12 protein-coding genes and 4 tRNA genes are annotated in these 13,495 nt (G+C 56.7%); 5 read left to right on the forward strand and 11 right to left on the reverse strand.

Annotated features, from left to right (window positions below):
* Positions 1–31: 31 nt before the first annotated feature.
* From yigB to lptM, 5 genes are read right to left on the reverse strand one after another with little or no spacing between them, the layout of a single operon-like run.
* Complete coding sequence (yigB, locus tag FFS28_RS20485) at positions 32–748, reverse strand: 5-amino-6-(5-phospho-D-ribitylamino)uracil phosphatase YigB (protein WP_137903830.1); 717 nt, start codon at positions 746–748, stop codon at positions 32–34.
* Positions 748–1,650 carry a tyrosine recombinase XerC gene (gene xerC / locus FFS28_RS20490; protein ID WP_006179239.1) on the reverse strand — a complete coding sequence of 301 codons (903 nt, stop codon included), beginning with the start codon at positions 1,648–1,650 and terminating at the stop codon, positions 748–750. The genes yigB and xerC overlap by 1 nt, the downstream gene beginning before the upstream one ends.
* The gene (locus FFS28_RS20495) at positions 1,647–2,354 is read right to left on the reverse strand and encodes a DUF484 domain-containing protein (RefSeq protein ID WP_137903831.1); all 708 of its coding nucleotides are present in this window, start codon (positions 2,352–2,354) and stop codon (positions 1,647–1,649) included. The genes xerC and FFS28_RS20495 overlap by 4 nt, the downstream gene beginning before the upstream one ends.
* Positions 2,351–3,175 (reverse strand): diaminopimelate epimerase, encoded by an 825-nt coding sequence (dapF, locus tag FFS28_RS20500; protein WP_042322730.1) that lies wholly within the window; start codon positions 3,173–3,175, stop codon positions 2,351–2,353. Before dapF ends, FFS28_RS20495 begins: the two co-directional genes overlap by 4 nt.
* Positions 3,176–3,211: 36 nt before the next feature.
* Positions 3,212–3,415, reverse strand: coding sequence for an LPS translocon maturation chaperone LptM (gene lptM / locus FFS28_RS20505; protein ID WP_042322724.1), 204 nt, complete (start codon positions 3,413–3,415; stop codon positions 3,212–3,214).
* A gap of 135 nt (positions 3,416–3,550) precedes the next feature.
* Here lptM and cyaY point away from each other — a divergent pair, with 135 nt between their 5' ends.
* Positions 3,551–3,871: an iron donor protein CyaY gene (gene cyaY, locus FFS28_RS20510; protein ID WP_006179235.1), complete on the forward strand. Its 321-nt coding sequence runs from the start codon at positions 3,551–3,553 to the stop codon at positions 3,869–3,871.
* A 91-nt stretch (positions 3,872–3,962) separates the two neighbouring features.
* Here cyaY and cyaA read toward each other — a convergent pair whose 3' ends face one another.
* Positions 3,963–6,503 (reverse strand): class I adenylate cyclase, encoded by a 2,541-nt coding sequence (gene cyaA, locus FFS28_RS20515; RefSeq protein WP_042322721.1) that lies wholly within the window; start codon positions 6,501–6,503, stop codon positions 3,963–3,965.
* A gap of 349 nt (positions 6,504–6,852) precedes the next feature.
* On the opposite strand from cyaA, the gene hemC reads away from it, so the two are divergent.
* Genes hemC through hemY form a run of 4 tightly spaced genes read left to right on the forward strand, consistent with a single transcriptional unit; the run spans position 6,853 to position 10,948 of the window.
* Entirely contained in the window at positions 6,853–7,794 is a 942-nt protein-coding gene (gene hemC, locus FFS28_RS20520; protein ID WP_042322718.1) for a hydroxymethylbilane synthase, read from the forward strand.
* Entirely contained in the window at positions 7,791–8,540 is a 750-nt protein-coding gene (gene hemD, locus FFS28_RS20525; protein WP_137903832.1) for a uroporphyrinogen-III synthase, read from the forward strand. Before hemC ends, hemD begins: the two co-directional genes overlap by 4 nt.
* A gap of 12 nt (positions 8,541–8,552) precedes the next feature.
* Complete coding sequence (gene hemX, locus FFS28_RS20530) at positions 8,553–9,746, forward strand: uroporphyrinogen-III C-methyltransferase (RefSeq protein WP_137903833.1); 1,194 nt, start codon at positions 8,553–8,555, stop codon at positions 9,744–9,746.
* A gap of 2 nt (positions 9,747–9,748) precedes the next feature.
* Positions 9,749–10,948 (forward strand): protoheme IX biogenesis protein HemY, encoded by a 1,200-nt coding sequence (gene hemY / locus FFS28_RS20535; protein ID WP_137903834.1) that lies wholly within the window; start codon positions 9,749–9,751, stop codon positions 10,946–10,948.
* Between the two features lie 541 nt (positions 10,949–11,489).
* Here the strand turns inward: hemY and FFS28_RS20540 are convergent.
* The 5 genes from FFS28_RS20540 to thrP form a co-directional block, all read right to left on the reverse strand.
* Positions 11,490–11,566, reverse strand: a tRNA-Pro gene (locus tag FFS28_RS20540).
* A 46-nt stretch (positions 11,567–11,612) separates the two neighbouring features.
* Positions 11,613–11,698: transfer RNA gene (locus FFS28_RS20545), tRNA-Leu, on the reverse strand.
* A gap of 22 nt (positions 11,699–11,720) precedes the next feature.
* Positions 11,721–11,796 (reverse strand) — tRNA-His (locus tag FFS28_RS20550).
* 64 nt (positions 11,797–11,860) lie between these two features.
* Positions 11,861–11,937: transfer RNA gene (locus FFS28_RS20555), tRNA-Arg, on the reverse strand.
* A 102-nt stretch (positions 11,938–12,039) separates the two neighbouring features.
* Positions 12,040–13,425: a bifunctional threonine/serine APC transporter ThrP gene (gene thrP, locus FFS28_RS20560; RefSeq protein ID WP_137903835.1), complete on the reverse strand. Its 1,386-nt coding sequence runs from the start codon at positions 13,423–13,425 to the stop codon at positions 12,040–12,042.
* Positions 13,426–13,495: the final 70 nt, after the last annotated feature.

Below are 13,495 nucleotides of genomic sequence, written 5' to 3' on the forward strand. Positions count from 1 at the left end.
ACCCTGGTAATTTATACAGAACAATTGATGATTATATCAGCGTCGTGAGGGATGCCAACCGCGAAATTTCGATGTGCGGCAGAAGACGACCGTCGGACGCGGTCATCAGATCGGCATTTTCCGGCTTGATCCAGCAGGCCTGCATGCCACAGCGGATCGCCCCCGCCACGTCCGTGGTCAGGTCATCGCCAACGTGCAGGATTTCGCCGAGCGGCAGGTTCAGCTTTTCCGCCGCCAGGTGATACATGTCGTTGAACGGCTTCGAGCGCCCGTGCGGGCCGGCGCGCAGCACGAACTGAAAATACTCTCCAAGCCCAAAGAGTTCGGGCTGGGCATTGCCGTTGGTGATGGCCACCAGCGGCCACTTTTCGGCCAGTTTTGCCAGCGTGTCGTGGGTCTCCTGCGGCACGTCGATGCGGCTGCGCCATTTGGCGAAGTTTACCATCGAAGCGTCAGCGCCAATCGCCGCGTCGCGCGCGCTCAGCCCGGCGTTGAGCATCGCCTGCTCAACCGCACGGCGTCGCCACTCGGTCACGTCGTGGTAAATATCCGGCTCGGTTTCGCGCAGGGACTGGCGCAGCTGCTGGAAGTCTTTGTTTTGCATCGTTTTCAATGCGGGATGGTAGTTTTGCACAAACGCCAGCGACTCCTGCTCGGTGCGCAAAATCACCGGACGGTTGTCATACAGGGTGTCATCAAGGTCGAACGTGAGTGCTGAAATCTGGCCGAGTGGGCGGTAAAAACGCATTATTTCCCCCGTTTGGCGCGTGGATGCGCCGCGTCATACACCGAGGCAAGGTGCTGAAAGTCTAAGTGGGTGTAGATTTGTGTGGTCGATAAATTGGCGTGGCCGAGAAGCTCCTGCACGCCGCGCAGATCGCCGCTCGACTCCAGCATGTGGGTCGCAAACGAGTGGCGCAGCTTGTGTGGGTGAACGTGGCTGTTCAGCCCCTGTTTGATGCCCCACTCGGCAAAACGCTTCTGCACGTTACGCGCCGAGATACGCTTGCCGAGCTTCGACAGGAATAGCGCATTTTCTTCCGCGCCAAACAGCCCACGCAGATCCAGCCAGTGTTCAATCCACGAAACCGCGTTGCGGCCAATCGGCAGGCGGCGCTCTTTGCTGCCTTTGCCCATCACCCACACTTCGCCGGATTCAAGATCGAGGTGTTTCAGGTCGAGGTTAACCAGCTCGGACAAACGCAGCCCGGCACCGTACATCACCTCCAGCATCGCGCGGTCACGCACGGCCAGCGGATCGTTAAGATCGATATCCAGCAGACGATTCACATCATCCACATCGATATTTTTAGGCAGATGGCGCGGGGCTTTTGGCGTGGCAATGCCTTTTGCCGGATTGGCTTTTAAGACGCCCTGGCTGACCAGCCAGTCGAAAAAGCTGCGTAACGCAGAGAGGCGCAGCGCCAGGCTCGCAGGGCTTAACTTTTTTTTACGGCTACGCACCACAAACCCGCGCACCGTCGCGGCGTCACATTGTTGCCAGCTTTTCAGGCCGATTTCATCGGCAATCTGCATGATGGCATCAAGCTGACGCTGATAGTTCAGCAGCGTAACAGGGCTAAGCTGGCGTTCTACACCGAGATAGCGCAAAAAGCGCGTGACGTCGGTGGCAAGCAGGGCATCCGTCATATGCGTTCAATCCAGCGCTCCAGCAGCTCGGGCAGCATGAGCGCAATTTCCTGCAGCAGGTGCGTGCCCTGGCCTTGCTCATAGTGATGGGCATCGCGGCTGGTAAACAGGATGATGCCCAGGTCGCCTTCACGGCCCATCAGGGACATCGCCACCGAGCCAATGGCTTTCGCTTCCGGCAGCACCACCAGCAGTTCGGGTCCGTTTAGCGGCCCGAGATAGTGATGTTCATGCCCGAGGCGCTGAATACGTAGCGGTTCAAATGCCTGGCGGCTCAGCGCCAGATGGGTAAACCCGGACGGCGCGCCGATACGCCAGCGGTCGGGGAAAAGACGAATCGTTGCGCCCGCCAGACCCAGCTCGCGCGCCCAGCGATGAAAGCGGCTCAGGAACTCATCAAGGCTGTGCGCCGAGGCCAGACGCGCCTGCAGGTTCAACAGCCGATAGAACAGGCTCTCGTTGTTGTTGGCCTGCTCCATGAGCATCGTCATGTTCTCTTCGAGCTGATGGATGTGGTTGCGCGCACGTGCCATGTGCCATTCGACCAACGACACCGTACCCCGTACCGGATGTGGCACGCGCATCTGTTCGACGACGCGTGCATTGCGAATAAAGAACTCAGGATTGTTCAGCAGATAATCAACAACAGCGCTGTCGTCCAGCTCCGTCACCGTTTCCTGCAGTTCTTCCCCTGGTTGTTTCATAGATGGATAAACCCGTCATAGACATGTGCCGCCGGGCCTGTCATATACAGTGGCTGACCCGGTCCTTTCCAGGCGATATCAAGACGACCGCCCGGTAATTCCACGCGAACCTCTTCTGCCAGTAACCCCTGGGAGATGCCGACCGCAACCGCCGCACAGGCACCGCTTCCGCAGGCCTGGGTTTCGCCTGCGCCGCGTTCGTAAACCCGCAAACGAATGTGCTCGCGCTTCACCACCTGCATAAAACCGATATTGGCCCGCTCAGGAAAACGGTCGTGGCTCTCAAGCACCGGGCCGAGCGTTTCAACCGCAGCGGTTTCGACATCATCCACCTGAATCACGCAGTGCGGGTTACCCATCGAGACGACGCCGCACAATACTGTCTGCTCGGCAGCCCGCATGATATAGGTCTTTTCCGCTTTGTTCGCGCGAAACGGCACGGCGGAAGGCTCGAAGTTTGGCTCGCCCATATTCACGCGCACCAGCTCGTCGTCGGTGACGCTTAACACCATCCGACCGTTTGCCGTGCTGACGCGAATATCGCGTTTGTTGGTCAGCCCTTTCAGGCGGACAAAGCGGGCAAAGCAGCGCGCGCCGTTGCCGCACTGTGACACTTCGCTGCCGTCCGCGTTGAAAATGCGATAGTGAAAATCGAGGTCGGGATCGTACGGCGGCTCGACCACCAGCAGCTGATCAAACCCCACGCCCAGATGCCGATCTGCCAGGCGGCGGATCAGCTCCGGGGAGAAAAAGACATTCTGCGTTACCGCGTCGACGACCATAAAATCGTTGCCAAGGCCATGCATTTTAGAGAACTGCATCATCATGCTCCACTGCGCGGGTACAGAACGAAATTGTCAGATATTGACCTGAGTCGGACCGCCATTGTCGCCACGATCGTTCGTATTCGGCGTTGAAGATTCAATGCCACTTTGCACAGGTTTGGTCGGCGGCGGTGCGGTTTTATCCGCAGGCGGGAAGTAAAGCGGCCCTTTCAGCCCGCAGCCGGTCAGGCTGAACAGCGTGATGAGAACAGCAAGCGTTCGGAAGACGTTTTTCATTATAAAGTTGCCCGTAAATTCAAATCTGTTTCTATCATCGCAGGAGAAGACACAAAAGCAAGAGTTTGCCGCTTTCCTGCAACGGGAATTATTTAGCGTTATACTGCCGCCATCACGAAAAACAGGAACAACACCATGAACGACAGTGAATTCCATCGCCTTGCCGACACCCTATGGATGACCATCGAAGAGCGTCTTGACGACTGGGATGGCGACAGCGATATCGATTGTGAAATCAACGGCGGCATCCTGACCCTAAGCTTTGAGAACGGCAGCAAAATCATTATCAACCGCCAGGAGCCGCTTCACCAGGTCTGGCTGGCGGCCAAACAGGGCGGCTACCATTTCGATCTGAAAGGTGACGAGTGGGTGTGCGACCGCAGCGGCGAAACGTTCTGGGATCTGCTGGAGCAGGCGGCGACAGCACAGGCGGGTGAGACCGTCAGTTTCAGGTAGTTTTTTAGCCGGGTGGCGCTGCGCTTACCCGGCCTACGGGTTCGGGCTGTTGTAGGCCCGGTAAGGCGTAGCCGCCACCGGGCTCACGAAATCAGGAGAAATACTGCTGCAACAGCGGCGCGGTATCCTGGTTTGCCGGCACCGGTGCGATAGCCTGGGTGCGGAACGGAATCACCTGCGCGCGCCCGTCCACGTTCACAATCTGGTAGAACTGCGGCAGGTTGAAGTTGATAAAACTCGAGCCGTAGGTAAAGCGGTCGTGCGAGGATGAATAGAAGCGACTGACGTCGCGCACCAGCTCCTCTTTGCTGCCTTCGCAGTGGTGATACACCTCTGCGCGGTTGGTTTCATCCAGAATATAGATATTGAAACCGGCATCCTCACCTGACTCTTCAAAGAAGAACTGAATAATCCCTTCGCTGGCGAAGCCGTCCACCACCTGCGGCAGTTTGACGTGGTTGGTTTCCACCTGCACCGACAGGCCGTGCAGCTTGTTGTGCGAAATCGCGCCGTAAAACTCAATAGCGTTTTCCAGCTTCTGCACCGACACGTTCAGGCGTTCGAAGAACAGCCCCCACGTCTGGCCCGAAACGCGCAGCGCCTTAAAGCGGCCCGTTTCATGACGGGTACTGGAGAGGCGCAGTTCGATACATTCAGACACCAGCTGCTGCACCCGGGTACGGATCAAGCCGCGCAGGTGCTGGCTATAGCAGAACACCTCGACGCTGTCCGGCGGCGCGGCGTCCTGGTGCATCTTACCGAGGATCGTTTTCAGCGCTTCAATCATCGCCTGTTCGCCGTTGAAATGCAGGGTACGCACTTCATTCCACGAGTTGCGGTAAAGCAGGTCGACGCTGCCGACCAGGCAGTTTTGCTGCTCGCCAAAGCTAAAGACGTCCAGCTTGCGGAAGTCAAAATGCACCACCTGATTGCGGAAGGCCGCCGTCGGGTCGTATTCCAGATTGACGATGATCGCCAGATGGCGAATCTCACACGGGCTGTAGAGCGCTTTTGGCGTCGGCGCAGGCAGGCGCAGCGGGAAGTGGTGCGAAACATCCGCCACCATCTCCTGCAGCTTGGCAAGATCAACCACCTCGTTGCCTTTGATAAACAAGCGGGTGCGCGAGGTCAGCAGGCCGTTAAACCAGGCCCACGCCACCAGCTTGTTCAGATAACGGTTATATTCCAGCGGCTGATGGCTGATGATGGAGTCCATGCTTGGCGCACGGTTGTACAGGTACCACCCGGTGCGGTTCGCGCGGCCCGGCGGCACATAGATAAAGGTCAGGTTAGGTTCTGACAGGTCCGGTGAAATTTGCGGGTTCACCAGGGTGACTTTCCCCGGCAGTGCTTCAAACGCGGCGTACAGTTTACGGGTCAACACCCCGATATCCTGCGGGCTGGCGGAAACGCTGAGGTTGTTACGGCGCGCAAAGCGGATCAGGTTACGGTAGCTTTGCATCATGGCATCGAGCAGTTCGTTGTGCGCTTCACGCACCTGGTCGATTTTCCAGTTGGCGCGGTTGTCGAGCATCGACAGACGCTCTTCGTCCCATCCCCACTCTTTAACTAACTGACTGACCACTTCACGACGCCAGCCAACGCATGCGCGTTCGCGGCTGAGTTTTTCACAGACTTTGAGATAGAAACATCGACGTACCAGGTCAAGGCGCGTGTGGTCGTCGATGGCTTTCAGGTATTCGGTGACGCGTTCGAGCATCATGCAGTAAGCATCCAGCCCGTAGGAGACGATTTCTCCGTCGTGCAGACGCTGTTTGATGTCTTTCGCCAGTAGACGCGGCGTAGGGTATTCCCAGGAATAGGCTTCCAGCAGCAGGGTTTTCAGCACGGCTTTATACGGCGAGTCGATGCTTTTATAAAGCTGCCAGAGGCTTGCGCCGAAGTACTCTTCTGCAGAAAGGGAGCTCAGGCCGCCCAGGTCCAGCCACTCGTTTGGCGTCAGGACGCCCTGCGAGTAGAGCGACATCACGTAATCGTCGTAATGCTCTTCTTCATTGCACGGCACCATATTCCACAGAATACGCTTACCGGCCAGGCGAACGGCGGTACGGTAGAACTCATCCAGCAATAAGATGTGCTGCGTGGAGCCGCAGTCTTCACCACCCAGACTGCCGCTTTCATTATGGCGGAAACGGTTTTCATCAATCAGGAAGAAGCTAACTTCCACGCCGAGCGAGGCCGCCCAGCTCTCGAGCAGGCTGCATTTACGCTGCAACAGCTGGCGTTCGTCGTTATCGAGCCAGGCCTGATGACAAACCCAAATATCGAGATCAGACGAACAGCTTTGCCCTACCGATGAGGTACTTCCCATGGAGTAAACGCCGGTAATCGGCAGTTCACCTTTCGGCGATTCCTGGGGCGGCATACCGCGGTAGAGTTCGAGTTCGGTCAGGTAATGCTGTTGGGTTTCATCAGGCGTGAAGAGGCAAATGCCCTGGGGAACGTTACCATCGAGGTAGCCCGGCATCAGCGGATGGTGATAGTGCAATAATGTCGGCAGCAGACTGTAAACCTGTTGGAAAGCAGGTCCCATGGCAGCAAGCGCGCGATCCACACGCAGTTGATTTATGGCATCCAGTCTCTGTTTAAGAGTCTCAATATAGAGGTACAAGACGTATCGCCTGATGTTCCCGGGCGTCACTGGCTATTCCAGAATCGAATAACCGCGGGCCCGCAGTATTTCAAAAAGATAACCGTTACCCTTTTTCGCCCTTATCTTTATGGTGGTACAGACGAAAAAATGGTCTAAAACGTGATCAATTTAACACCTTGCCGGTTGACCGTAAAGAAAGATGCGCTACATACAAGTGTAGCACCGTTCTGTACGTGTAAATTCCTGAATACGGCTGTGGCTGACGCGTGCGCAGCCCTGTCCCTCTTCTTACGTCGTCACCGTAAAACTGCCATCCGAGTGTCAACAATGTTAGGATGGTTAGTGATTGATAATGACGGTAACAAGCATGTTAGACAATGTTTTGAGAATTGCCACACGCCAAAGCCCCCTTGCGCTCTGGCAGGCACATTATGTTAAGCAGCGCCTTGAAGCCTGCCATTCCGGATTACGCGTCGAACTGGTGCCAATGGTCACGCGCGGCGATGTGATCCTTGATACACCGCTGGCCAAGGTCGGTGGGAAAGGCTTGTTCGTCAAAGAGCTGGAACTGGCATTGCTTGAAAACCGCGCCGATATCGCCGTGCATTCGATGAAGGATGTGCCCGTTGAGTTCCCGCAAGGGCTGGGGCTGGTGACCATCTGCGAGCGTGACGATCCGCGCGATGCGTTTGTCTCTAACCACTATGATTCACTTGATGCGATGCCGGTAGGCAGCGTGGTTGGCACGTCCAGTTTACGTCGCCAGTGTCAGTTGGCTGAACGCCGACCGGACCTGGTCATCCGTTCGCTACGCGGCAACGTTGGCACGCGCCTCGGCAAGCTGGATAATGGCGAATATGATGCGATTATCCTCGCCGTGGCGGGGCTGAAGCGCCTTGACCTGGAATCACGTATCCGCGTGGCGCTGCCGCCCGAGTTTTCCCTTCCGGCCGTGGGCCAGGGTGCCGTGGGCATTGAGTGCCGCCTGGACGACGATCGCACGCGTGCGCTGCTCGCGCCGCTGAACCACGACGACACCGCGATCCGCGTAAAAGCCGAACGCGCAATGAACACCCGCCTCGAAGGGGGATGTCAGGTGCCCATTGGCAGCTATGCTGAATTAAGCAATGGCGAGCTGTGGCTGCGCGCGCTGGTTGGCGCACCGGACGGCTCGCAGATGGTTCGCGGTGAACGCCGCGGCAAGCCGCAGGACGCCGAGGCGCTTGGCGTGTCGCTGGCAGAAGAGTTGCTCAATAACGGCGCGCGTGAAATTCTGGCCGAGGTCTATAACGGAGAACCCCCAGCATGAGTATTCTTGTCACCCGCCCTTCTCCCGCAGGGGAACAATTAGTGAGCCGTTTGCGCGCACTGGGGCGGGTGGCCTGGAGTTTTCCGCTGATTGAGTTCTCTCCTGGCCGGCAGCTTTCGATGCTTGCCGACCAGCTACATACCCTTCGGGAAGGCGATTTGCTCTTTGCCTTGTCGCAACACGCCGTGGATTTTGCCCATGCGCAGCTGCAACAGCAGCAGCGCGACTGGCCTGCCGCACCGCGCTATTTCGCCATCGGGCGCACCACCGCCCTGGCCCTGCATACCGTTAGTGGAAGCGAAATTCTCTACCCGTTAGATCGGGAGATCAGCGAAGTCTTGCTACAATTACCTGAATTACAAACTATTGTCGGGAAACGTGCGCTGATACTGCGCGGTAATGGCGGGCGTGAACTGCTGGGTGAAACGCTGCGCGCGCGCGGGGCTGACGTAACGTTTTGCGAATGCTACCAGCGCTGCGCAAAACATTATGACGGCGCGGAAGAGGCCATGCGCTGGCATACGCGCGGCATTAATACCCTGGTGGTGACGAGTGGTGAAATGCTGCAACAGCTTTGGGCACTTATTCCACAATGGTATCGTGAAAACTGGTTACTCCGCTGTCGGCTTCTGGTCGTCAGTGAGCGTCTGGCGAACCAGGCCCGGGAACTGGGCTGGCAAGATATTCGGATCGCTGATAACGCCGACAACGATGCGCTGCTGCGCGCATTACAACAACTCTCATAATGGGAAGCCATAATGACGGAACACGAAAAATCATCCGCCGTGGTTGAAGAGACCAGGGAAACTGTGGATCTGACCCCACAGCCAGAGACGACTGAAAAGGCCGCTGAGAAGAAAACCGGCAGCAACAAAACCAGCCTCGCGCTGAGCGCCATTGCCATCGCGATAGCACTTGCCGCAGGCGTAGGCCTGTATGGACTGGTGAAGCAACAAGGCACTAACCAGACGGCGACCAGCGATGCGCTCGTCAGCCAGTTGACCGCGCTGCAAAAAGCACAGGAAGCGCAAAAAACCGAGCTGGAAGGCGTGATCAAACAGCAGGCCACCGCGCTGGCTGATGCCAACAGTAAGCAACAGGCGTTGACTAAACAGCTGGATGAAGTGCAGCAGAAGGTCGCCACCATCTCCGGTACCGATGCGAAAACCTGGCTGCTTTCACAGGCCGATTTCCTGGTGAAGCTGGCCGGGCGTAAGCTCTGGAGCGATCAGGACGTCACCACCGCTGCCGCGCTGCTGAAAAGCGCCGATGCGAGCCTGGCAGACATGAACGACCCAAGCCTTATTACCGCGCGTCGTGCGATTACCGAAGATATCGCCAGCCTCTCCGCCGTTTCACAGGTGGATTATGACGGCATCATCCTGAAGGTTAATCAGCTCTCCAACCAGATTGATAACCTGCAGCTGGCCGATAACAACGACGACGACTCCCCGATGGACTCTGACGGCACCGAGCTGTCCAGCTCGCTCAGCGAATGGCGCGTGAACCTGCAAAAAAGCTGGCAGAACTTTATGGATAGCTTCATTACTATCCGCCGCCGCGATGAAACCGCCGTCCCGCTGCTTGCGCCGAATCAGGATATCTACCTGCGCGAGAACATTCGCTCCCGCCTGCTGGTTGCCGCACAGGCCGTGCCGCGCCATCAGGAAGAAACCTACAAGCAGGCGCTGGACAACGTCTCCACGTGGGTGCGCGCTTACTACAATACTGACGATGCTACTACCACCGCGTTCCTGGAAGACATCGACACGCTGAGCCAGCAGAACATCACCATGAACGTGCCGGACAAACTGTCCAGCCAGCCGATTCTGGAAAAGCTGATGCAAACGCGCGTGCGCAACCTGCTGGCACAGCCGGGCGTTGCGGCTGAACCGAATACCGCCGCGCCTGCCGCCGCGCCAGCGCCTGAAAGCGCACCACAAGGAGAGTGATCATGTTAAAAGTCCTCTTGCTCTTCTTACTGTTGATCGCCGGGATCGTCCTTGGGCCTATGCTGGCGGGACATCAGGGTTACGTCCTGATCCAGACCGATAACTACAACGTTGAAACCAGTGTGACCGGGTTGGTGATCATCCTGATCCTCGGCGTTGTGGTGCTGTTTGCCGTCGAGTGGATCCTGCGCCGGATTTTCCGCACCGGCGCGCATACCCGCGGCTGGTTCGTTGGCCGCAAGCGTCGTCGCGCGCGTAAGCAAACCGAGCAGGCACTGCTTAAGCTCGCCGAAGGCGATTATCAGCAGGTTGAAAAGCTGATGTCGAAAAACGCCGACCACGCCGAGCAGCCGGTGGTTAACTACCTGCTGGCCGCCGAAGCCGCGCAACAGCGTGGAGATGAAGCGCGCGCCAACCAACATCTGGAGCGCGCGTCTGAGCTGTCCACTAAAGACCCTATTCCGGTTGAGATCACCCGCGTTCGCCTGCAGCTGGCCCGTAATGAAAACCATGCAGCACGCCACGGCGTTGACCGACTGCTGGAAATTACGCCGCGCCACCCGGAAGTGCTGCGCCTTGCTGAACAGGCCTACATCCGTACCGGCGCGTGGGGCTCGCTGCTGGATATTACCCCGTCGATGGCGAAAGCCGACGTCGGCGACGATGAGCATCGTGACGAACTTCAGCGTCTGGCGTGGATTGGCCTGATGGACCAGGCGCGTGCCGACCTGGGCAGCGACGGTCTGAAAACCTGGTGGAAGAATCAGAGCCGCAAAACGCGCCAGCAGATCCCTCTGCAGGTGGCGATGGCGGAACACCTGATTGAGTGTGACGACCACGACACCGCTCAGGAGATCCTCCTCGACGGCCTGAAGCGCCAGTACGACGATCGTCTGGTGATGGTGATCCCGCGTCTGAGAACCAATAACCCAGAGCAAATCGAAAAAGTGTTGCGCCAGCAGATCAAAACCGTGGGCGACCGCCCGCTGCTGTGGAGCACGCTGGGTCAATCGCTGATGAAGCACGGTGAATGGCAGGAAGCGAGCCTGGCCTTCCGCGCGGCGCTGAAACAGCGTCCGGACGCGTTTGACTACGCCTGGCTTGCCGATTCGCTGGATAAACAGCATAAGCCGGAAGAGGCCGCAGCCATGCGGCGCGACGGGCTGCTGCTAACGCTGCAGAATAACGGTATACAACCGTAATGAAAAAGGAGGCCAGACGGCCTCCTTTTTTTTGCCCATAAAAAAACGCCTGCTATAAAAGCAGGCGTTAAAACAGGTCTGTAAGACAACATATTTGGTGCTTCACTCAACGTTGTGTCCATGGTGTTTGATGAGGCCGAAGCGACATCTGTCAGTGGACGATAAGCACCGTAAACGGCTCTGCGTCATTCCTGAGTTTATGAGGCACTAAGGCGAACATAAGAGATGGAATGAGCATCTACACGTATATTATTGCACGTAACGTGCCAACGTTACACGAAGAACTTTTACATTGCGCAACATTTTAAGATAAAAGGAATTTTCGGCGATAAGGACCCTCTTATCGCGCATCCCACGCCTGAAAATAAGCTGAAGTGTCGCTCAAAAACGACAGTAATAGCGTCTAAAAAAATTATTCAGTTATTTCATGAGGTTAGTTGTCGCTGAAACGCGACATTCAGACACAGCGCTGTCGGGGAATGGCTACAGGGGAGAATAAACTGCAGAAAACAAAAAACCCCGCCGAAGCGGGGTTCAAAATTGGTCGGCGAGAGAGGATTCGAACCTCCGACCCACTGGTCCCAAACCAGTTGCGCTACCAAGCTGCGCTACTCGCCGATGTACTGCTTTTTTGAATTTTTAGTTCAATTCATTTTAAAAGTCGTGGTGCGAGGGGGGGGACTCGAACCCCCACATCCAAAGGACACTAACACCTGAAGCTAGCGCGTCTACCAATTCCGCCACCTTCGCAATTCACAACTCTTTCAAATAATGGGGTGGCTAATGGGATTCGAACCCACGACAACTGGAATCACAATCCAGGGCTCTACCAACTGAGCTATAGCCACCACTGTATTCTTTCACGCGGTACTGACTACTTCTCAGACCACCGCAGCTCCAGCACCGGGTTAATGGTGCGCCCGACAGGATTCGAACCTGAGACCTCTGCCTCCGGAGGGCAGCGCTCTATCCAGCTGAGCTACGGGCGCTTAGCGCCGTTGCGGGGCTGGATATTACGTACCTCCGTCCCCGCTGTCTAGTGCTTTTTTGAAAAATATGCGCGTTTGGTTATGGTTTGCACATTTTGCCGCTTAATCCTCCACTTTCTGCGTGGTCGCGCGGCGTCCCAGGCCAAAAAGCTTATAAGCAACCGTCACGGCGGCAAGGAAGATAATCCCGACAAACAGCGACATGCGGGTATCTTCATTAAAGTACATCCCGATTAATACGCAAATCAGGAAGGCCATCGTTAAATAGTTCGCATACGGGAACAGAATGGAGCGGAACGGGTGGCTGGCGATCGCCTTTTTATGCGCCTGACGAAAACGCAGCTGGCTAATCAGGATGACAAACCACGGGATCATCCCCGGCAGCACGCTGGCACTGTAGACGTAAACGAACACACGCTGTGGGTTGGGAATAATGTAGTTCAGGCATGAGCCAATCAGCAGGATGCCAATCGAGACCGCCACGCCCGCCACCGGAACGCCCGCACGCGACACTTTGCCCATTGCCGTCGGCAGCTGGTTATTTTTAGCCAGCGCGTAAAGCATGCGGCCACAGCTGTACATTCCGCTGTTACAGCCGGACAGCGCCGCGGTCAGAACCACGAAGTTGATGATGCCTGCCGCCGCCGTGATGCCAATCTTCGCGAAGGTTAAGACAAACGGGCTGCCGGTGGTGCCGATTTCGTTCCACGGGAAGATGGTCACGATAACGAAAATCGCGCCCACGTAGAAAATGAGAATACGCCATAACACTTTACCGACCGCGCTACGCAGCGTGACCTGTGGATTTTTCGCTTCACCCGCGGTGATACCGATAAGCTCAACGCCCTGATACGACGCCACAACGATACACAGCGCCGTCAGGAAGCCTTTCCAGCCCCCGGCGAAGAAGCCGCCATGCTCGGTCAGGTTGCTAAAGCCGATCGCGTGTCCGCCATTGCCAAATCCGAAGAAGATCACCCCGAGGCCGACCACAATCATGACGATAATGGTGGTGACTTTGATCATCGCGAACCAAAACTCAATTTCACCGTAAAGCCGCACGGCGGCGAGGTTCGCCAGCGCCACCAGCCCCACGGCGATGAGCGCAGGTATCCACTGCACCATGTCCGGGAACCAGAACTGGACGTAGACCCCTATCGCGATGATCTCCGAAATGCCTACCGCCATCCACATAAACCAGTACGACCACGCCGTCAGGTAGCCGAAGAACGGGCTCATATAACGGTGCGCATAAACGGCGAATGAACCGGTTACCGGCTCCAGAAAGAGCATTTCGCCCATGGAACGCATGATGAAGAAGACGAACAGCCCGGCTATGATGTACGCCAGCAGTACGGAAGGGCCAGCCCATTTGAGCGTACTCGCGGAGCCCATAAAGAGGCCGACGCCGATCGTCCCGCCCAGGGCGATCAATTCAATATGTCGAGCTTCCAGCCCACGCTGTAGCTCCGGTTTTTTCTCTGCCATAAATCCTCGGTTGTGTTTGCTGTTTCCCGGCTTTTTGCCGGTTATTATTTTTTAGGGGTACTGAAATACG

Origin of the sequence: Enterobacter sp. 2VL (assembly GCF_005503595.1) — a bacterium.
In the GTDB taxonomy this organism is placed as follows: domain Bacteria; phylum Pseudomonadota; class Gammaproteobacteria; order Enterobacterales; family Enterobacteriaceae; genus Enterobacter; species Enterobacter cancerogenus.

Bases quoted from the DNA above. Each gene is read 5' to 3' on its own strand.
- yigB (WP_137903830.1), bottom strand. From the start codon at position 748: ATGCGTTTTTACCGCCCACTCGGCCAGATTTCAGCACTCACGTTCGAC.
- hemC (WP_042322718.1), top strand. From the start codon at position 6,853: ATGTTAGACAATGTTTTGAGAATTGCCACACGCCAAAGCCCCCTTGCG.
- xerC (WP_006179239.1), bottom strand. From the start codon at position 1,650: ATGACGGATGCCCTGCTTGCCACCGACGTCACGCGCTTTTTGCGCTAT.
- dapF (WP_042322730.1), bottom strand. From the start codon at position 3,175: ATGCAGTTCTCTAAAATGCATGGCCTTGGCAACGATTTTATGGTCGTC.
- thrP (WP_137903835.1), bottom strand. From the start codon at position 13,425: ATGGCAGAGAAAAAACCGGAGCTACAGCGTGGGCTGGAAGCTCGACAT.
- FFS28_RS20495 (WP_137903831.1), bottom strand. From the start codon at position 2,354: ATGAAACAACCAGGGGAAGAACTGCAGGAAACGGTGACGGAGCTGGAC.
- hemX (WP_137903833.1), top strand. From the start codon at position 8,553: ATGACGGAACACGAAAAATCATCCGCCGTGGTTGAAGAGACCAGGGAA.
- lptM (WP_042322724.1), bottom strand. From the start codon at position 3,415: ATGAAAAACGTCTTCCGAACGCTTGCTGTTCTCATCACGCTGTTCAGC.
- hemD (WP_137903832.1), top strand. From the start codon at position 7,791: ATGAGTATTCTTGTCACCCGCCCTTCTCCCGCAGGGGAACAATTAGTG.
- hemY (WP_137903834.1), top strand. From the start codon at position 9,749: ATGTTAAAAGTCCTCTTGCTCTTCTTACTGTTGATCGCCGGGATCGTC.
- cyaY (WP_006179235.1), top strand. From the start codon at position 3,551: ATGAACGACAGTGAATTCCATCGCCTTGCCGACACCCTATGGATGACC.